Source organism: Acinetobacter sp. GD03645, assembly GCF_029845285.1.
In the GTDB taxonomy this organism is placed as follows: Bacteria; Pseudomonadota; Gammaproteobacteria; order Pseudomonadales; family Moraxellaceae; genus Acinetobacter; species Acinetobacter corruptisaponis.
Window position 1 is genome coordinate 96980 of sequence record NZ_JAOCLL010000006.1, and the last position, 18048, is coordinate 115027.

Consider the following 18048-nt stretch of genomic DNA (forward strand, 5'->3'; position numbering starts at 1 on the left):
TTATTTATTTTTATTGTTAAAATACTTAAAGGTTAATTTATTTAAATAACAATGATAAAAAACTAACTTGTTAACCTTTACTTGTACTTGGTTGCAAGGGTCACGTTAGAATTTATATGAAAATTAATCTCATGAGATGATTTTTATAATCCAAATATTGTGCAAAAGAATATAGAGGGGATTAGTACAACTAAAATTCTAAAATTAGCCAATGATCAAGGGCAAAAAATTTATCAGATAGATCAATCGAGCGTCAATACTATTCTTCCTCAATTAAACCATGAGAACCAAGTAATTACGGATATCCGTAATGCGGTTTCAGCAGGAAAAACAGTAACTACTAGCGAGAAGAGTATTAACTTTAATGGCTGGAAAGGTAGTGGTTATATTATTACTGACCCGAATAGTGGTAGTGGTGCTTATATGATTAGTGGAGGGCTGAATGGTGGCGAAACAATGATTAATCCCACTTTATTAATTGGCATATTTTATGGTTTCCTCTTGGCTGGTATTCTAACCGCTATTTCAATGGGAGCGGTAATGTTCCCTATTTGGGTTGCACTTGCTTTAGTACTATTATCAATAATTATTATACATTTATTATATAAGTGGCTGTATGATGAATATGATACCTCAATAGCAGATTGTTTTGCTGCTGGAATAACAATTCCTCTATTTTTTGTTAGTGTGATTTCCAATGAACTAGGAGTATCTTGGACTAAAGGGATGACTAGAATTGCACTTCTTATTGGTGGTTATTTTATGGTTCAGGGGGCTAGTGCTGTAAAACCAGGTATTTGTTTTAATTAGCAAAATAATAGAGGGGCTTATGAAAAGCCCCTCATTGGAGATTTTAAATGATACATAATTTTATTATTTTAACATTAGTGTTATCTACATTTTTAATTCTATATGGTAATAGTTTAAGTGTTTTTGTTAGATTTTTTTCAATTTTTAATTTTTTAGTTTTTCTTTTAAGTTTTTTTTAAATTTATATTTTCAATTATTTATTATTTATTAAACGGGATTTTTTAGCTTTATATTCTATTTTTTTAGGAATTTTTTTGAGTGGTGTTGCTTTTTTTTCTAACACTTTAATAACAGTTTTTTGTTTTTTATGTTTATGTTGGGTTGGTGTTTTTTTTAAAGATTACTTAAATTCAAAACTAAATAAAAAAGATTTTTAATTTTTTATAAAATTAAAAACTGATTTAAGACAGGATGTAATGGAAAAATTGATATATAGATACAATGATTTTTAATCAAGTTAACTATAAATTCAGGTTGTTGCAGATGTTCGTAATGTAGTTGTAGCAGGTAAAATCGTAACAATAAGTGAAAAAAGTATTAACTTTAATGGATGGAAAGGTAGTGGCTATATTATTACTGACCCGAAAAGTGGTAACGGTGCTTATATGATTAGTGGTGGGGCAAATGGGGGGGATGTTTTAAAGGGAGCAGGAGCAGCTGGTGATGAAGCTGCAACAGTTTTTACATGGATAGATGTACTAGCACTATCGCCATTGAGCCAACTTGTAGATTTTTCTTCAAAGATTTTGGATAAATTTGGGCAATTTTTAAATATTGGCGCAGATACTTTAGGAACATATACTGTGTGTGGGGAGGAACAATGGGGATGGGTGGCATTTGCTTTCATGACTTCATTAATTTTAGTACTTCTTTCTTTTGCAATGTTATTTGTCGGAGGTGCATTACTAGCAGCTTTTGTTGTGAATCGTATTATTAGCGCTATTGCAATAGCATTGCTTAACTATATGTTATCTACAATTAAAACAGATGCGATTACAGGCATTCGTAAGCAATGTGAAGCCTAAAAAAAATTAGTCTAAATTTAGCCCACTATAATTCTTAGTGGGCTTTGGTATTTTGGAGTTGTAATGGACTTGTTGATTTTTATTTTTAAAAGGCCTTTTTTATCGTTGGTTATTATTGTTTTAGTTTTTGTTTTATTTATGTTTTTTGCTTCTAATTTTTCAAATTCTGAATATAAGAATGCTATAAATAATCCTAATAAAATTGTAAAGTGTGGTATTTATAAAGGAGTTAAAGAGATAAGGGAGACTAACTTACATAGAGGTAAATTTTATAGAATTTTTGTTTTTGATGGTGATAGTTTTGCTTCTGATATTAATCTGGCAAGTTTTAACTTAGGCCCAAATAAGCATAAAAAACCAGAAAATTTATTATTGGGAGATAGAGTATGTTTAACTATCTCCAATGGCTTAATTATTGAATTTAATATACAAAAATAGAGTTAAATTTTTATGAGTTTTGGAACATTCTCAACGAGTTTGCAAGGAGTATATAGTTGGGGCGTGCTAAGAACTGCAAAATTTGCAGGTATGGTCATGGACATTGACCGTATTGGTGCAACGCTTGTAGATAAGGATAATAAGCAATCCAACTTATTGGCTTTTACTCAACAACAAGGACCACGCCAAAGCTTAAATGAAAATTTAGTACCAGAAATGTTTTTTAATGATCCAGATAGTACAAAAAAGAATGTAGAAGGTGTCAGTGCTTCTAAGATTCTTAAATTAGCGAATGATCAGGGACAGAAAATTTATCAAATTGATAAATCCAATATCAATACGATTCTTCCACAACTTAGCCATGAAAGTCAGGTGATTACAGATATACGTAATGCAGTTGCAGCAGGAAAAGTAGTCACCACTAGTGAAAAAAGTATCAACTTTCATGGGTGGACAGGGAGTGGTTATATCATTACTGATCCGAATACAGGTTCTGGTGCTTATATGATTAGTGGGGGGATGGATGGATCATGGTTAATGGGGTTTGGTTTAGGTAGTGGAATAATAGGAATAACGGGTTTATTGGGTACTTCCCTTATTGTTCCACTTACTACAGTAGGATTATTATTGGCAATGCTTGCAATTTTATTAATTATGGTTGCAGTGATTACTTTATTTATAGGACTTACTTTAGCTCTTTATCATGGAGATTTTTCTTGGCAGTGTTTTGCTGTAGGATTATCAGCAGGATTAGTTGGGGGAGCGTTATTTGGAATAGCAGGGGTTAGTGTAGGAGCTGGTATATTGGGATTATTTAGTCTTGTATTTGGTTTGACTAGAGAGGGGTGGGGCCACTAACGGGATATGACGCAAAAACATGTTTGACTTAAATATAAACTTATTAGCTTCTATTTTTGGCCTAATATCACTTTTTTTATTCTTTATAATAAAAAAAAGATATAGATTCATACTGATTATTCCAATAGGGTTATGTTATTTACATTTGATGATATATCCTATTTTTGATGAGATATTTACATTTCTCCTCTCTTAAACTAGGTAAATTCTTTTAATTTAATACTGAGTTCCACTGTTCATACAGTGGAACTCAAAAAATTTTAAGATAGAATTTAATGAAAATAAGAAAATGATTGCTAATATGAATATAAGAAATCTATTTGAAAGTTTTTTAATAGATTTATTCCAAAACATTGCTCAGGAAACAGCCAAAGCCGTTGCAGACATTCGACAGGAAGCAAAGCAGTTTAAAGCCAAGAAAGTCGCCAGTAGCATTATTGAACGTCAGGAACAAACCGCCAAACTGATTGAACAACGCCAAGCAGTGATGGACGGTTTATTTGACCAGTTGGCAGCAGCCAAAATGCAGCTTTAGACATAATTTCAAGTTAAATTTTTGTGTGAGAGTAAACTAGTTTATAGTATGAGGAATTATAATTTTAAACTCTAAGTTCCAATAATTATTTACTTGATAATTCTCTCGTAATCTTGCATTAATAACTTCGCCTTTAGCACGAGTTTTCACACCAATAACTTGTTTCTGTTCATCATAAATATAAATAAAAGATTGATGAGTCAGCGGGTCTTTATACAACTGGCGGAGATAGCGTTTACAAGGATAAGTCTGACCATCACATAAAAGTAGTTTGATGTCTTTAGGCAAAGCTTGATGATCTTTATAATAGCGCTCTAGTGCTTTGATATAAAGTTGAGCTGTATAAATAAAATCTTGTTCTTTCAACCGTTTTGATTGAGTCGATGTAATTTCAATATAGCTACCGAGTAAAATTCCATAAATCAAAATAAACCATAAGAAAAAAACATAGGTCATGCCTGTTTGTTGGGATTTACCAAGTTTGGTAATTGCTACCATCTATGGATACTCCCTTGGCATTACTTTTTATGTCATAGACCACCTGTTCACCATCCATATTGATATAAATAGGCTGCCAATTTGCTTGTTTGGTCATCGGATCAACTGGAATATGTCGAATATATTTTTCTGACACAAGCTCATCTAGGGTTTTAGGATAACGTCCTTTATCAGAATAAAACCGATCAATCGAAATCCGAATGGTGGCTAAATCGCTTTTAAGCGCAGATTCTTCTGCCTTGTCTAAGCTCTTAATATATCTAGGTAAAACTACGCTTAATAATGATGCAATAATAACCAGCACGACCAAAAGTTCAACTAAGGTAAAACCCCGTTGGATTTTAAACTTACCATGTGTCATAACGAGTTCCATCCAAAGCAGTTCTTTTACTTTTGGAGCGAATGTCATACACGTCATCTCCAGCTTCAGGTGCATCAGCAGGGCTGGCATAACTCCTTAATGCCCATGATTCTGCTTCACTGGTCTGATCAGGTACAAAAGGGTCAGTAGGAATACGTCTTAAAAAATAGATTTTTCGTCCTTTAATGTCCTTTAAATCTGGAACACCCTCGACCAAATCAGTTAAGGTTTTGGGATAACCTGAACTATCCGCAGACATATAAATTCTTCCCTCATCAACAGCCTGTTTATAGTTATCTAAAGCAGTGCGTATTTGTATCAGTGCATCTTTTAATTCACGTTCTTGGCGACGTTTTTGATCCAATTGAATCAGTGGAAAAGCCATAGAGGCAATGATTGAAATGAGGGTGAGTGTTACTAACATTTCAACCAGAGTAAAGCCCCGAATCCTTGCGAGCATGATTATTTTACTTCCACTGTCTTACGATCAGAGCGATGACCAAATTGATCATGTGAACTGGCTAAAGTAATTTCGCCTTTACCTTTATAGCCAGGCAAGGGCTGTAAGGTTAATAAAGCGAGCGACTGTTGCTTGAGGTCGTCATTTACCAAAATTTCAATGCCCTCTAAAGTGGTATTGTAAGTGACGGATTGACTGGCTTTTGTCATGAGTCGAACATCAGATAAATTAAAGGCATGCCGATCAAACTTGATCAGTACTTTTGAATCCTTGGCAATGGATTGAGCTTCTACCAGTACATTTAAGGGATCAGTACTGATAATCTGTTCAGGTACACTCAAATTGATCATATTTTCTGAGATAGTTTGAGGCTGTGCTGCTGCTTGAGGTGGCGGCACAGGAATATAAGCAGATGGCGGTGTATTATTTGAGGATGAACCCGAAACTTCACCTTTAAACTTTGCGAGTGAGTTTTGGTTATTGCTTAAACTAATATAGTTGTGAGTTCCTGAATCAAAGGCATCGGTATAGTTTAATCGTTCGGTATTACGACGAATGATTTTAGGCGTAATGGATAATAAGATTTCTGAGCGACTTTTGTCTTTAGAGCGACTAGAAAATAAATGTCCTAATATAGGAAGTCTGCCTAAGAATGGAATATTGGTTGCACTCTTACGTTCCTGTTCTCGAATCAAACCAGCTAAAACCTCAGTTTCACCATCTTTCAGTTGAAGTACAGTATTGGCATTTCGTGTACCAATTTGATAGGTCAGTAATCCTGTATTGGTTCTGATTTCTTTGACAATATTGCTGACTTCTAAAGAAACTTTAATCCCGACTTCATCATTGATCTGAATTTCGGGCTGGACTTCGAGGGTTAAACCGACATCTAAATAACTGACAGATTCAGTGACCGAACTAGACACCTGATTCATGGTTGAAGTAATCACAGGGACTTTATCACCCACCACAATTTTAGCTTTTTCCAGATTTTTAACTCGTAAAGAGGGGCGAGCGAGTAGGTTGACTTGACCGTTGGTATCTTGCAAATTTAAGGTGACCAAAGGAGAAATACCACCAACAGAGATACGATCTCTAGATAGATTTAGCAAATCGTTTAAGACCACACTTGAAGATTGCGCTGATAAACCGACAGGCGATAATGAAACTTTATTTGGAATGGCAATTCCTAAATTATTTAAAATCTCATTACTCACTTCAAAGACCTTAACTTCTAAAACCACTTCTGGATCTGGTTGATCATAGACCTGAATCAGCTTTTCTGCGGCTTGTAGAATCTCAGAACGATCACGTAAGGTAATTAGGCGATTTTTATCATCAATATAAATAAACTTTGGATTTAAAATGGTCTTTAAAACATCCTGTGTCTTTTTGGGATCACCTGCTTTTAAGACAAAGGTTTTGATTTGCAAGTCTTCATACTGTTGCGTTTTATCTGCTGTATCATTAAAAATCAAATAAGTATTCTGATTTACGAACTTATAACGAAGCTTATTGGTCTTCAAAATTAGATCCAGCGTTTCGGAGATTTTGGCATTGCTGGCATAAATCGTGGTTTTAAGATCAGTCCCCACATCACTGTCAAAGATAAAGTTAATTCCTGCTGTTTGAGACACTACATCCATGACCTGTCTGACATTGGCTTCCCTAAAATTAAGGGAAATCTTTTTATCAAGTAATGACTGTGAAGTTGCTACCTCTTCATTTGCAAAGGCAAAAGCAGAGTAGGTGAGTGTTCCCCAGAACAAAGTTGCGAATAAATAATATTTTTTCATCATCATTTAAATATAAAGCACAAAAAATTGTTGGTTGGTCAAATCAAGAATTGTGATTTGGTCATTTTGAATAGCATCAATTTTCCAGCGATTCCCCAATATATCGCCTGTTTTAACCACATAAGTTTCGTCATCGCTGGATAGAAATATCCGCTTGAGTCCATTAGGGTCAACCATTTGACCTATATATTGGAAATTAGGTGGAATGACGGGTGGCGGAGCTTGAATGACTGGTGCTTGTACAATCGGTTTAACTATTGGCATTATTGCAGGAGGAGCCGTTTTTTTCGGAACCTCATTGACCACTAAAAATTGCTGGAATATTTCAGCACTAGGCGTTTCATTCTGCTGCAATTTCATAGAATGAAACGTTAATGGGGTACGAACATCCTCATTTTCTGTCACTTCTATCTTTTGATAGGGTTCGGGAATTAACCATGAGGCTGCTGTTAAAGCCAGTGTCATGGTGAGTGCAGAAATGAAAATAAATTGTCTGATCATGTCTGTTCCTGCACTTGCCAAATGATATTCAAATTAGGCTGTTTCTTTAAATCATCCTGTACAAGGCTTAGGCTCAACAACTGGATATTTTGATACTGTTTTAAATGATTGGTTGTATCAATCAAATTGCTAATTTCACCTTGGAGTTGTAGCTGAACTTGTTGATTCTGTGGATCGTATTTTGCATCTAGAACTTGAGCATTCGCATATTGATAAGATTTTGAAATCTCGATAAGTGGGGTACCTGTTAGAGTTTTGCTTGCAATATTCTGAATATCTTGCTGTTTAATATTCCTTTTTACTTCACGCTGTAGTTCTGCATTTTCTGCTGTGATTGCATCCAGATTTTGCTCATATTGGGGCAATACTAGTAGGTAACTAAAGACTGAAAATAAACCCAAAAAGGCAATGATCAGATCAATTTTGGTGAGTTGATCAATAGATTGGCATATGATCCATTTTATTTTTTGATGATTCATAGTGTACCTTTTAAAGAAAATGCAACTTGATAGGTTTTACTTTCAGTCAAGGTTGAGGTGGAAAGTATTTCAGTTTTTTGAATGAGTTGAGTATTTGATAAATATTCTTTAAATAGACCTAAATCTTCAATTGAACTGGCTTCCCCTGAAATCTCAAATTGATTTAGACTTTTTTTATAGTCCAATTTTTTTAATAGAATAGTGTCTCGAGGATATTGATTCAGTTGCTCAATTATTGGCAAAATTTCGCTATGATTGGTTGAAACTAAATCTTGTGGTGTTTCTTTGGCTTGTTTATTCAGCTTCTCTAATTGCGTTTGCAAGGTCATTTGGCTTTCTTGTTGAGTATTAAATTGTTGCTGTTTCTCCCATACGGTGAATAATATGGATACAGAAATCATCACCAATACAAGTAACAGACAATATCGGATAGGATGCTTAAAACGTTTGTGGTCATAAATGGTAAAACTCATTTTATGTCCATCCATGTTTTAAGTGCTAACGCTGTAACCTCTAATTGAGGCTTACGAATAATCATATCGAGTACGTCATTCACTTGAATAAATGTGGTTTCTATTGATGGTTCCAAACAGGAAAAAATCTGCTCTTGCTTTAGGTTATTTTTAAAAAGATAAGTCGCAAGCGGCTGAATATCAGTATTGAAAAATTTACGTTGATTCAGATATTGTTTGAATGACTCCAACCAGTATTTTTCAATGGCTATACCTAAGTAAGGCTGATTAAATTGAGGCTGATCAAAGAAAAGCTGATAATTTTCGATTTCAAGATGCGGAAAGTGCAGTATAAAATTATGTTGGTTCTGTTTTACAAACTGCTCTGTGGAATAAACCTGTTCTGCTGAGTTAATAAAAATCTCATAACAGTCAGCTCCTAATAAAATAAGACTCGGTTCAGCCAATTCCGTATTTGAAAGTAGTTCTGAAAGCTGCCCTAAAGGTTTTAGCTGAGTTGTTGTAATCAGATATAACTGCTGTTGGGTAATATAGTATCGAGGCTTGGCTTTATTGAAAGGTAACACGGTTGACCTCCTCCAATGAAGTTTCACCCTTTGCTACCATTTCCAATGCCTGTTCACGCATGGAGCTAATCCCATATTGCAACGCTTTTTGCTTCATTTCTGCTAAAGATGCCCGATGAATAATCATGTCTTTGAGTACATCATCCAGCACCAAAATTTCTGCAATGGCTTTTCGACCTTTATAACCTGTTTGATTACACGCTTTACAGCCTGAAGCAATGTAGTGATCTTGTTGTTGCTTCTTACAGTGGGAACACAATATGCGAATTAAACGTTGTGCAATGATGCCATTCAATGCGCTGACAAAATTAAACTGATCAATTTCCATATGCTGGAATCGTCCAACCACATCAAATACATTATTGGCATGCACGGTGGTAAAAACCAGATGTCCAGTCAATGCGGCTTGAATGGCAATTTCGCCTGTTTCCTTATCCCGAATTTCACCGACAAGAATTTTATCGGGGTCATGACGTAGGATTGAACGCAGCCCCTTAGCAAAAGTTAAGCCTTTTTTGGCATTGATGGGTACTTGTAAGACATTATCTAGTGCGTATTCAACAGGGTCTTCAATGGTGATTAGTTTTTCATAGGGTTTAAGAGTTTCATTAATCAGTGCATATACAGTTGTTGTTTTTCCCGATCCTGTTGGACCTGTCATCAGTACCATGCCATAAGGTTGACTGGCAATTTGATGTAGTTTTTCTCGATACTGCTGGTTATAACCCAAATCAGATAATAGAAGTTTTTGCCCTTGTTTTAAAATTCCATCCTTATCCAAAATCCGTAGAACAGCATCCTCACCAAAGATTCCAGGAATAATTGAGACACGAAAATCCAGAAGTTTATGTTCTAAACTAATAGTAAAACGTCCATCTTGGGGAATACGACGTTCACCAATATCAAGCTCAGCCAATACTTTAATTCTTGAAACGATTTGTTGAGCAAGTTCAGTTTGATAGATGTGCTTGACCTTAATTAAAATGCCATCTAGTCGGTAGCGAATCACTAACCCACCTGAGATATTTTCAAAATGAATGTCACTGGCTTTTTTAATATAAGCATCATATAGCGCAGCATTCACCGTTTGGATGACTTCATTGGTTGCATTGGCAATACTATTGAGAGAGATCACCTCAACGTGTTCACTATTTGCAGTATCACTTTGGTGAGCGTGTTCTTGATCTAAAGCATTGTTGGAAAAGCTTTGTATTTGCTGTAAATGTTGCTTGATAAACTCAGGATTTGAAAAATAAATATGAGTATTCTGAATCTCATTTTTTAAAAGTGAGGACAAGTTAAAATGCCACGGAGAGGGAAGAATCAATACATCCTGCTCATGATGTTTGGCAAGAAGTATGTTATAGCGAAACATCTCCTGATAGCTGATTGAATGATCAGAAATATTCAGTTGAATATCCATATCCCAATAAGGAATTTTATATAAACTTTCCAGTTGTGTAATCAACTGAGTCACTTGCTCAGATGAAACTTGCTCTAACCAATTTTCATGATTTAAGGCTTTATTTTTAAGTGTATTTAAAACGATTTGACTGTTCATAATGAGCCAACCATGTCGAAAATTGGGAGATAGAGCAGGATGACAATAAAACCAATAGCACTACCAATCACGATCATTAAAAGTGGTTCAATGACTTTTGAAAGTTTTTCAATAAATCTTGAAATCTCAGCATCATGAAAATCAGCTGTTTTTTCCAGCATTCGACTGATATTGCCATTACTTTCGCCACTTCTAATTAGACGATTGGCAATTGGAGTAGTGAGTTGGTATTTTTCCAATAGATCACTCAACTTCTTACCTTGTTTTAATCCTTGCTCAATAAACTGGATCTTATTTTTTTGGTTTTGATCTAGGATATCTTTACAGTTTTGCAGGGCATAGATAAGAGGGTATCCTCCCTCAAGCATCAGGCTTAAACCACGATAAAATCTGGTAAAAATGACAATATTATAATAGTAGGAAAAAACCTTAATTTTGATCAGACTGGTTAGACTAATCTGAATGATATTTTTTCTATAATAGAAAGTAGTTGCAAACAAAATAATAATCAAGCCAATAATATAAGCTTGATACTGGGCAATATAGTAACCTGATTGAATTAATAGGTTAGAAAAAAAAGGCAGCTTTAAATCTAAATCGCTATAGATCAGTGAAAATTTTGGAATTAAATAAAGTAAAAGAAATAGGAAAATGATGACACCAATCACCAAGACCGTAAATGGATAGATGGATGAATTGATAAGCTTGGTTTTGATCTTGTCGATATTTTCTGTATAAGCTAAATAACGCTCTATGCCAATCACCAAACTTCCTGTTTTTTCATTAGATTTAATAATTGCAATACACAGGTCTGGAAAGTAAGCTGATTGATAGGCCATACTTTGAGACAAGGTTTTACCCGTTCTAAGATGATTATAGATAGGTTGTAAAACATCATGGTAAATTTGCCCTCGTTCCAAGAGTACATCTACAGTTTCTACAATACTTAATCCAGACTCTAATAAGGTTTTGAACTCGTATAGAAAAACAGTGAGATTAAAATTTGGTTTATAAGACAGACCCTTAAAGACAGCATGGCTTTTCATTTACCAGTTACCAATATCTGTATTGTCGTTCTCACCACCTAATTTTTTATCTTTACCAAATGAAAAGACATCATAGTCATCATTATGTTGACCAGGAGCAGCATATTGATATTGGGTTCCCCAAGGATCAGCAGGAATACTTTTCTTTAAATAAGGACCATTCCAGCCCTGTAAATTATTTGGAGCATTTAGTAGGGCAGATAAACCCTCTTCAGTGCTAGGATAACGACCTGTATCAATCCTAAAGTTATCTAGGGCTTTCACAAAAGTATCAACTTGAGCTTTGGCGGTTGTCACTTCAGATTTATTGATGTTTTTAAATAGCTTTGGACCGACAATTCCAGCCAATAATCCTATAATCACAACAACAATTAACAATTCTAAAAGCGTAAACCCCGAATTATTCTTTCTCATATTTTTCATATATTTAAAGTGTATCGGGCGAATGTTAGCAAAAAGTTACAGAAGAATAAATACTATTAGGAATTATTTAAATTAATCATTAATCAATATTTAACAATTAATTATTTTTATTTAATATAATTAAATACTGCTTTTTATATATGTATATTAACAGTATTAAAATCCATTTTAATTTATGTAAAGTACGAAAATTGACCTAGTCATCAGCCATTCATCCTAAGATGTGGAATGGAAATGATATCTCGTCATTACCCGCTTTTATTTTAGATCAACATCACCATAGTATCTTTACTAGTTGATTGAAATATATACGTTTGATAGCTATCATTGATAGCATTCACCTTAAGAGCTAATAATGTATATCTATCTATACCCTAAGCTTTAAAGCAGCCAAAGTTTCCTATCAGTCAGCCATCTTTTTTATTGTCATAATTTTTTATCTGTATATTAAAAAAGCATTAAGTTTCAGATGCATGGTTTTTTTATAAAAAGGGCTTGTCATCAGAAACGTTTATCTCTAATATACACATCCATCGGGGGCGTGGCGAAATTGGTAGACGCACTGGATTTAGGTTCCAGCGCCGCAAGGTGTAAGAGTTCGAGTCTCTTCGCCCCCACCAAATTTAAAAAGCAAGGATAACTTGCTTTTTTTATGGTTAAGTCGTTATGATTTGATCATGCTGTTATAGAGGATTGGTGTAATGGTAGCATGACGGTCTCCAAAACCGTTCGTCAAGGTTCGAGTCCTTGATCCTCTGCCAAATATTTAAAAAAGCCCTTGTTTTTTGCAAGGGCTTTTTTATGTTCATCTTTTCAGATGACTTTTCTTTTGAAATGGTCTACGTGTATTCAGCTAATATTGACCCTCTATTGATGGTTTAATTACTACACAATCTAATCTGTTATATGTGCCAAATAAAATAAATAAAGTGCCACTTTTGGTATAGTTGTCTGTGTAATATGTTCATGACAATAACGACATATAGGTCTTTTGACCATAATGAAAATATAAATAGGATCGTTTTATGACATCTTTGCTCAGGCGTTTGGCCTTGATCAATCAGGGCTTGGGAAAGCCTGATACATTTGGTAGAGGCCTGGCTGGAACTCGAAAAGCGATTGAGCATTTGGGCTATGTGCAGATTGACACAATATCGGTTGTAGAGCGCGCGCACCACCATGTGTTGTGGAATCGTGTTCCTGATTATGATTTAGAGCATTTGAACTATCTTGTTCGGGAGAAGCATATTTTTGAGCACTGGGCACATGCAGCTTCCTATCTTCCAATGCGTGACTATCGCTATGCAATTCCATTTATGACAGCCGTAAGAAATGGAGAGAGTCGCTATTTTTCTAGGGGTGATGCTCATCTGATGAATGAAATTTTGGCTCGGGTTAAAGCTGAGGGGCAGATTAAACTAAGAGATGTGGGAAGCGGAAATAAGAAAAACACAGCAGGTTGGTGGAATGCTGGTCCAAGCCGTCGAGCCATTGAGCAACTGTTTATGCAGGGCGACTTAATGGTGTGTGAACGGAATGGCATGGAGAAAGTCTATGATCTTGCAGAGCGTTGTCTGCCATCCAATATTGACTTAACGCCACCCAGTACGCGTGAATTTGCGCAGTATTTATTTGATACGACATTGAGAACTCATGGTGTATTCACATGGAAGCAATTGGTGCATTTGCGGAATGGAAAAGAATTGCGAGAGGTGATGCATCGAATATTGAACGATCAAATTGATTTGAATGTTGTGCAAAGCTTAAAAATGCCCGATGGACAAACAATATATGCTACAACGGATGTACTAGAGCAAGCTTCATGTGTAGAGCCAATCGTTAGGATTCTTTCTCCTTTTGATAATCTTGTTATTCATCGTGACCGCTTGAGCTGTTTATTTGGTTTTGACTATCGAATTGAGTGTTATGTGTCCGCACCCAAGCGTGTATATGGCTATTTTTGTTTGCCTTTACTCTATATGGATCATTTTGTTGGCCGAATTGACTGTAAGGTACATCGTGCTGAGCAGCGGCTGGAGATTCTGAGTTTGCATTTAGAGAATGAAGCCATGCAAAATAAGGATGCATTCATTGAGGCTTTAAATACAGCAATACAGGAATTTACGGTATTTAATAAATGTTCTATCATTGAAACTAAAAAGCGTGATTTGCAATTTTTGAGTATGTTAAATTAACAGATTGATGATTTATTTTTTTCAAAATTATCAATTAAAAATATAAAAATTAAAATGTTGGCGCATAAAAAAGCAAAGCCGAAGCCTTGCTTTTTTGGAGCTGAATAAAACTTAGATTTTGCTGATCAAGTCATTGATTTGTTTTGCTTGCTCAGCCGCATTTCCTGTATATGTTGCAGGGCTAAGCTCAGCTAGGCGCGCACGCTCATCTGCTGGAACCTGTGTGAGTTCATCACCATTCACAAAGTTCACCATCATGTCACGGGTCATGGCTTGACCACGAGTCAATGCTTTTAGTTTTTCGTAAGGCTTTTCAACGTTATAACGGCGCATCACGGTTTGGATTGGTTCTGCAAGAACTTCCTGTGCCTGATCTAAATCTTCATTTAAACGTGCAGCATTCAATTCAAGTTTACCAATACCTTTTAAGCAGGCATCAAAAGCAATCAGGCTTTGTGCAAAACCAACACCCATATTACGTAATACAGTTGAGTCAGTTAAGTCACGCTGCCAGCGAGAAATTGGAAGTTTTTCACCGAGGTGGCCCAATACCGCATTGGCAATACCCAAGTTACCTTCAGAGTTTTCAAAATCAATTGGGTTGACTTTGTGCGGCATGGTTGAAGAACCCACTTCACCATCTTTCAATTTTTGTTTGAAGTAACCCAGTGAGATATAACCCCAAACATCACGGTTAAAGTCGATCAAGATGGTGTTGTAACGGCGTAAGGCATCAAACAATTCCGCCATATAGTCATGTGGCTCGATTTGTGTGGTGTACGGGTTAAATGCCAAACCTAAAGACTCAACAAAAGCCTGCGCATGTGCGGCCCAATCAATTTCTGGATAAGCAGAAAGATGAGCATTGTAGTTGCCAACCGCACCATTGATTTTGCCTAGTAATTCCACATTTTCAAACTGCTTGATTTGGCGTGCCAAACGATAGGCAACGTTTGCCATCTCTTTACCCAACGTGGTTGGGCTAGCAGTTTGACCGTGTGTGCGGGACAACATTGGCTGTTCAGCATGCGTTGTTGCCAAAGCAGAGATCGCGTTAAGGATTTGTTTCATACTTGCAATGAGAACTTCACGACCATTTTTAAGCATCAATGCGTGAGACAAGTTATTGATGTCTTCAGATGTGCAGGCAAAGTGAATAAATTCGCCTGCATTTTGTAATTCATCAATGTTAGCAATTTTCTCTTTAAGGAAATATTCAACTGCTTTTACATCGTGGTTGGTGGTGCGTTCGATCTCTTTGATACGGTTTGCATCATCTTCAGAAAAGTTTGCAACGATGGCATCCAGAGCTGCATTGGTTTCGGCTGAAAACGCTGGAACTTCGATGATTTCTGCACGATTGGCAAGTGCTTGTAACCAACGCACTTCAACAGTGACACGAGCGTGGATTAAACCAAACTCAGACAAAAAAGGGCGTAGTGCATCGCATTTGCTCGCATAACGTCCATCAAGTGGTGAGAGTGCGGTTAAAGCATTCATACAGATTCCTTAATTTTAACTCTCTCCTTGCAGGAGAGATTTAGAGAGGTTGTAAAACGGTATAAAAATAAATTCGTTGCGGCATCTATACTACCTGATACTGCAAACGAGCGAGAGCTTGAATATCTTGTAGCAACTTACGTTTACTAAAGATCATACTCCACGAGCTACCACCAAGTTGCCGCCATAAATGGGCAAGCTGTAAACCTGTAAACAGGCAGGCTCGAATACGATTGGTATGATTGATGTCTTTAAATGCTTCGGCATTGCCACGCACCAGAATGCGTGGATTGATCTGGCCCGCCGTTTCAACATAGGTTTGTGCCAGATTGGCGATGATACTCGGGTGCAAATAGTTGTTATCGAAAAAGGATAACTGTTTTAGGATCTTTTGTTGGGCTGTTTCGATAATCTTGACATATTCAGGATTGCCATAGACTTTCTTTTCCAGTTGTAACAGGGCCATGGCATAAGACATGGGTAGCTTTGCAGTGGCAATTTTAGGAACGCGTGATTTAGGTGCGGTATTAAAAGGCTGGGTAATGCAACCCTCTAATGTTTTTAAACCCAGTGAAATGTCCGCAAGCTGGTTAAAAAAATCCAGGGTTTGGGTCGCATTATTGGTGGCAGGACGGATGTTTAGGCTGGCCTTGATCAATAACTCGAAATAAAAATTACCACTTTCACCAATACTTTGCTGACCTGCCATCGCCGTCATATGCGTTAGCTGGGTTGCCTGAAATACCGCAGCCAATGCCAAAGCACGGTTTTGTCGAACATTCAACGCCTGAGTGTGCTGAAAGGGTAACTCCACCATGCTTTGCTTCCAATCGGTTTAAATAAAATCAGCTTAAATAAAATCTGGTTGCGGTGCATTGGTGTGGTGAATCACTCCACCACCTAAACAGACCTCACCCGAATAGAACACCACGCTTTGTCCAGGAGTCACGGCACGTTGTGGTTGGTCGAACTCAACCCGAATGCCATTTTCTGTGTGTTCATCACGATAAATTGTACACGCTTGATCAGGCTGGCGATAACGGGTTTTTGCCGTGCATCGGAAACCAGTGGCTGGGATGTCCTGTTCACCAGCAACCCAGTCAATTGACTCACTCCAGAGCTGTGTGCTTTGCATGAGTGGGTGATCATGTCCCTGGCCAATCACCAGTCGGTTATTGGCAATATCCTTATGCAATACGAACCATGCCCCTTCTTGTGCACCTTTCATACCACCAATACCAATGCCACCACGTTGACCGAGCGTATAGTACATTAAGCCGTGATGTTCACCAACTTGTTTGCCATTGTCCAGAACAATTTTTCCAGCCTGAGCAGGAAGATACTGTTTTAAGAAATCACTAAAACGGCGTTCACCGATAAAACAGATACCTGTGGAATCCTTTTTCTTCGCCGTCGCTAAATCAAGCTCTTCTGCAATTTTACGCACCTGTGGCTTTTCAATTTCACCGACAGGGAATAAGGTTTTGTTGATTTCACGACCATGAACGGCATGGAGGAAATAGGTTTGGTCTTTGTTGTTATCGACACCACGTAACAATGGTGCGTAGGTTTCACCACGAGAGTTTTGTGTACTCGTACCACGACGTGCATAGTGACCTGTTGCAATAAAGTCTGCACCCAAAGTCATGGCATGATCGAGGAAAGCGCGGAACTTGATTTCTTTGTTGCAGAGAATATCAGGATTGGGCGTACGACCTGCTGCATACTCTGCCAGAAAATGCTCAAATACTCGATCCCAGTATTCCATCGCAAAGTTGGCTGTGTGCAGTTTAATACCAATTTTATCGGCAACGGCTTGCGCATCCGCCAGGTCTTCAAGTGCTGTGCAATACTCCGTACCATCATCTTCTTCCCAGTTTTTCATGAAAAGACCTTCAACCTGATATCCTTGTTGAAGTAACAGTGCGGCAGAAACAGAGGAGTCTACACCACCAGACATACCGACGATGACACGTTGTTGCATCTAATTAAGCGTCCAAATGAGAGGTTAATGAGGGAGAGAAAGGGTGCTCATAAATAAGCGATAAAGGATATTTTTTGCCAGCAAGGGCATCTTCAACTGCTTTTAAAACCAATGGACTACGCGCACGCGCTGATTCTTGTAACTCGTCCAGATTCATCCACACTGCACCAACAATACCTGTATCCAGTTGCGCATTTTCTTCTACAGCAGTGACGTGTGCCAAGAAGCAAAAACGGTAGTAAGTACGGTTAGGAAACATCGGTGGGGTATACGTATAGATACCGAGCAAGTGATCAACTTCGACGTGATGACCTGTTTCTTCTAAGGTCTCACGTATTGCTGCTTCGATAATGGTTTCACCACATTCGATATGACCAGCAGGCTGGTTAAACACGGTATGTACAAAGCCTTCGCTGTGTTCTTCGACAAACAGGAAACGTCCATCTTTTTCCACAACAGTGGCAACTGTGACATGAGGTGTCCAAGCGGTCATAGAAAGCACCATGGTTTTAAAAAACGTATTCTACAAAATTTGAGGG

At 37.0% G+C, this 18048-nt stretch carries 21 protein-coding genes and 2 tRNA genes; 8 read left to right on the forward strand and 15 right to left on the reverse strand.

All coding sequences use genetic code 11. The features are described from left to right. The first annotated feature begins 159 nt into the window (after nt 1–159). The 5 genes from N5J47_RS06400 (at nt 160) to N5J47_RS06420 (ending at nt 3666) form a co-directional block, all read left to right on the forward strand. Nucleotides 160–810, forward strand: a complete 651-nt coding sequence (locus N5J47_RS06400; protein ID WP_279960274.1) for a hypothetical protein — start codon at nt 160–162, stop codon at nt 808–810. Nucleotides 811–1415: 605 nt separating this feature from the next. Next, a complete protein-coding gene (locus tag N5J47_RS06405) occupies nt 1416–1835 on the forward strand; it encodes a hypothetical protein (RefSeq protein ID WP_279960635.1) in 420 nt (139 codons plus the stop codon). A 63-nt stretch (nt 1836–1898) separates the two neighbouring features. Beyond that, nucleotides 1899–2273 carry a hypothetical protein gene (locus N5J47_RS06410; RefSeq protein ID WP_279960636.1) on the forward strand — a complete coding sequence of 125 codons (375 nt, stop codon included), beginning with the start codon at nt 1899–1901 and terminating at the stop codon, nt 2271–2273. A gap of 12 nt (nt 2274–2285) precedes the next feature. Next, nucleotides 2286–3131 carry a hypothetical protein gene (locus N5J47_RS06415; protein ID WP_279960637.1) on the forward strand — a complete coding sequence of 282 codons (846 nt, stop codon included), beginning with the start codon at nt 2286–2288 and terminating at the stop codon, nt 3129–3131. A 301-nt stretch (nt 3132–3432) separates the two neighbouring features. Further along, nucleotides 3433–3666, forward strand: a complete 234-nt coding sequence (locus N5J47_RS06420) for a hypothetical protein (RefSeq protein ID WP_279960638.1) — start codon at nt 3433–3435, stop codon at nt 3664–3666. A gap of 36 nt (nt 3667–3702) precedes the next feature. On the opposite strand, the gene N5J47_RS06425 is transcribed toward N5J47_RS06420, so the two are convergent. Genes N5J47_RS06425 through gspG form a run of 11 tightly spaced genes read right to left on the reverse strand, consistent with a single transcriptional unit; the run spans nt 3703 to nt 11821 of the window. Beyond that, nucleotides 3703–4164, reverse strand: coding sequence for a hypothetical protein (locus N5J47_RS06425; RefSeq protein ID WP_279960639.1), 462 nt, complete (start codon nt 4162–4164; stop codon nt 3703–3705). After that, nucleotides 4139–4525, reverse strand: a complete 387-nt coding sequence (locus tag N5J47_RS06430) for a prepilin-type N-terminal cleavage/methylation domain-containing protein (protein WP_279960640.1) — start codon at nt 4523–4525, stop codon at nt 4139–4141. Before N5J47_RS06430 ends, N5J47_RS06425 begins: the two co-directional genes overlap by 26 nt. Further along, entirely contained in the window at nt 4512–4985 is a 474-nt protein-coding gene (locus N5J47_RS06435) for a type II secretion system protein (protein ID WP_279960641.1), read from the reverse strand. Before N5J47_RS06435 ends, N5J47_RS06430 begins: the two co-directional genes overlap by 14 nt. 2 nt (nt 4986–4987) lie before the next feature. Continuing rightward, nucleotides 4988–6787 (reverse strand): secretin and TonB N-terminal domain-containing protein, encoded by a 1800-nt coding sequence (locus N5J47_RS06440; RefSeq protein WP_279962405.1) that lies wholly within the window; start codon nt 6785–6787, stop codon nt 4988–4990. Beyond that, complete coding sequence (locus N5J47_RS06445; RefSeq protein WP_279960643.1) at nt 6788–7282, reverse strand: hypothetical protein; 495 nt, start codon at nt 7280–7282, stop codon at nt 6788–6790. Then, nucleotides 7279–7761, reverse strand: coding sequence for a hypothetical protein (locus N5J47_RS06450; RefSeq protein ID WP_279960644.1), 483 nt, complete (start codon nt 7759–7761; stop codon nt 7279–7281). Before N5J47_RS06450 ends, N5J47_RS06445 begins: the two co-directional genes overlap by 4 nt. Continuing rightward, a complete protein-coding gene (locus N5J47_RS06455) occupies nt 7758–8234 on the reverse strand; it encodes a hypothetical protein (RefSeq protein WP_279960645.1) in 477 nt (158 codons plus the stop codon). The genes N5J47_RS06450 and N5J47_RS06455 overlap by 4 nt, the downstream gene beginning before the upstream one ends. Next, the gene (locus N5J47_RS06460; RefSeq protein WP_279960646.1) at nt 8231–8800 is read right to left on the reverse strand and encodes a hypothetical protein; all 570 of its coding nucleotides are present in this window, start codon (nt 8798–8800) and stop codon (nt 8231–8233) included. Before N5J47_RS06460 ends, N5J47_RS06455 begins: the two co-directional genes overlap by 4 nt. After that, nucleotides 8784–10361 carry a GspE/PulE family protein gene (locus N5J47_RS06465; RefSeq protein WP_279960647.1) on the reverse strand — a complete coding sequence of 526 codons (1578 nt, stop codon included), beginning with the start codon at nt 10359–10361 and terminating at the stop codon, nt 8784–8786. The genes N5J47_RS06460 and N5J47_RS06465 overlap by 17 nt, the downstream gene beginning before the upstream one ends. After that, nucleotides 10358–11407 (reverse strand): type II secretion system F family protein, encoded by a 1050-nt coding sequence (locus tag N5J47_RS06470; protein ID WP_279960648.1) that lies wholly within the window; start codon nt 11405–11407, stop codon nt 10358–10360. Before N5J47_RS06470 ends, N5J47_RS06465 begins: the two co-directional genes overlap by 4 nt. Continuing rightward, complete coding sequence (gspG, locus tag N5J47_RS06475; protein WP_279960649.1) at nt 11408–11821, reverse strand: type II secretion system major pseudopilin GspG; 414 nt, start codon at nt 11819–11821, stop codon at nt 11408–11410. A gap of 544 nt (nt 11822–12365) precedes the next feature. Between gspG and N5J47_RS06480 the strand changes: the two genes are divergently transcribed. The 3 genes from N5J47_RS06480 to N5J47_RS06490 all read left to right on the forward strand — a co-directional run bounded on the left by N5J47_RS06480 (nt 12366) and on the right by N5J47_RS06490 (nt 14025). After that, nucleotides 12366–12450: transfer RNA gene (locus N5J47_RS06480), tRNA-Leu, on the forward strand. 67 nt (nt 12451–12517) lie between these two features. Continuing rightward, nucleotides 12518–12591 (forward strand) — tRNA-Trp (locus N5J47_RS06485). Nucleotides 12592–12855: 264 nt separating this feature from the next. Beyond that, the gene (locus N5J47_RS06490; RefSeq protein ID WP_279960650.1) at nt 12856–14025 is read left to right on the forward strand and encodes a crosslink repair DNA glycosylase YcaQ family protein; all 1170 of its coding nucleotides are present in this window, start codon (nt 12856–12858) and stop codon (nt 14023–14025) included. Between the two features lie 111 nt (nt 14026–14136). Here the strand turns inward: N5J47_RS06490 and purB are convergent, their stop codons facing one another. The 4 genes from purB to N5J47_RS06510 all read right to left on the reverse strand — a co-directional run bounded on the left by purB (nt 14137) and on the right by N5J47_RS06510 (nt 18002). After that, complete coding sequence (gene purB, locus N5J47_RS06495; RefSeq protein ID WP_279960651.1) at nt 14137–15525, reverse strand: adenylosuccinate lyase; 1389 nt, start codon at nt 15523–15525, stop codon at nt 14137–14139. Nucleotides 15526–15610: 85 nt separating this feature from the next. Further along, complete coding sequence (gene hflD / locus N5J47_RS06500) at nt 15611–16342, reverse strand: high frequency lysogenization protein HflD (protein WP_267979080.1); 732 nt, start codon at nt 16340–16342, stop codon at nt 15611–15613. 33 nt (nt 16343–16375) lie between these two features. Further along, the gene (gene mnmA / locus N5J47_RS06505) at nt 16376–17509 is read right to left on the reverse strand and encodes a tRNA 2-thiouridine(34) synthase MnmA (protein WP_279960652.1); all 1134 of its coding nucleotides are present in this window, start codon (nt 17507–17509) and stop codon (nt 16376–16378) included. 4 nt (nt 17510–17513) lie between these two features. Beyond that, nucleotides 17514–18002, reverse strand: coding sequence for an NUDIX hydrolase (locus N5J47_RS06510; RefSeq protein WP_267979082.1), 489 nt, complete (start codon nt 18000–18002; stop codon nt 17514–17516). Nucleotides 18003–18048 lie beyond the last annotated feature (46 nt).

Coding starts and splice junctions, on each gene's coding strand:
- N5J47_RS06405 (WP_279960635.1), top strand. CDS start 1,416: ATGATTAGTGGTGGGGCAAATGGGGGGGATGTTTTAAAGGGAGCAGGA.
- N5J47_RS06410 (WP_279960636.1), top strand. CDS start 1,899: ATGGACTTGTTGATTTTTATTTTTAAAAGGCCTTTTTTATCGTTGGTT.
- N5J47_RS06415 (WP_279960637.1), top strand. CDS start 2,286: ATGAGTTTTGGAACATTCTCAACGAGTTTGCAAGGAGTATATAGTTGG.
- N5J47_RS06420 (WP_279960638.1), top strand. CDS start 3,433: ATGAATATAAGAAATCTATTTGAAAGTTTTTTAATAGATTTATTCCAA.
- N5J47_RS06425 (WP_279960639.1), bottom strand. CDS start 4,164: ATGGTAGCAATTACCAAACTTGGTAAATCCCAACAAACAGGCATGACC.
- N5J47_RS06430 (WP_279960640.1), bottom strand. CDS start 4,525: ATGACACATGGTAAGTTTAAAATCCAACGGGGTTTTACCTTAGTTGAA.
- N5J47_RS06435 (WP_279960641.1), bottom strand. CDS start 4,985: ATGCTCGCAAGGATTCGGGGCTTTACTCTGGTTGAAATGTTAGTAACA.
- N5J47_RS06440 (WP_279962405.1), bottom strand. CDS start 6,787: ATGATGATGAAAAAATATTATTTATTCGCAACTTTGTTCTGGGGAACA.
- N5J47_RS06445 (WP_279960643.1), bottom strand. CDS start 7,282: ATGATCAGACAATTTATTTTCATTTCTGCACTCACCATGACACTGGCT.
- N5J47_RS06450 (WP_279960644.1), bottom strand. CDS start 7,761: ATGAATCATCAAAAAATAAAATGGATCATATGCCAATCTATTGATCAA.
- N5J47_RS06455 (WP_279960645.1), bottom strand. CDS start 8,234: ATGAGTTTTACCATTTATGACCACAAACGTTTTAAGCATCCTATCCGA.
- N5J47_RS06465 (WP_279960647.1), bottom strand. CDS start 10,361: ATGAACAGTCAAATCGTTTTAAATACACTTAAAAATAAAGCCTTAAAT.
- N5J47_RS06470 (WP_279960648.1), bottom strand. CDS start 11,407: ATGAAAAGCCATGCTGTCTTTAAGGGTCTGTCTTATAAACCAAATTTT.
- gspG (WP_279960649.1), bottom strand. CDS start 11,821: ATGAGAAAGAATAATTCGGGGTTTACGCTTTTAGAATTGTTAATTGTT.
- N5J47_RS06490 (WP_279960650.1), top strand. CDS start 12,856: ATGACATCTTTGCTCAGGCGTTTGGCCTTGATCAATCAGGGCTTGGGA.
- purB (WP_279960651.1), bottom strand. CDS start 15,525: ATGAATGCTTTAACCGCACTCTCACCACTTGATGGACGTTATGCGAGC.
- hflD (WP_267979080.1), bottom strand. CDS start 16,342: ATGGTGGAGTTACCCTTTCAGCACACTCAGGCGTTGAATGTTCGACAA.
- mnmA (WP_279960652.1), bottom strand. CDS start 17,509: ATGCAACAACGTGTCATCGTCGGTATGTCTGGTGGTGTAGACTCCTCT.
- N5J47_RS06510 (WP_267979082.1), bottom strand. CDS start 18,002: ATGACCGCTTGGACACCTCATGTCACAGTTGCCACTGTTGTGGAAAAA.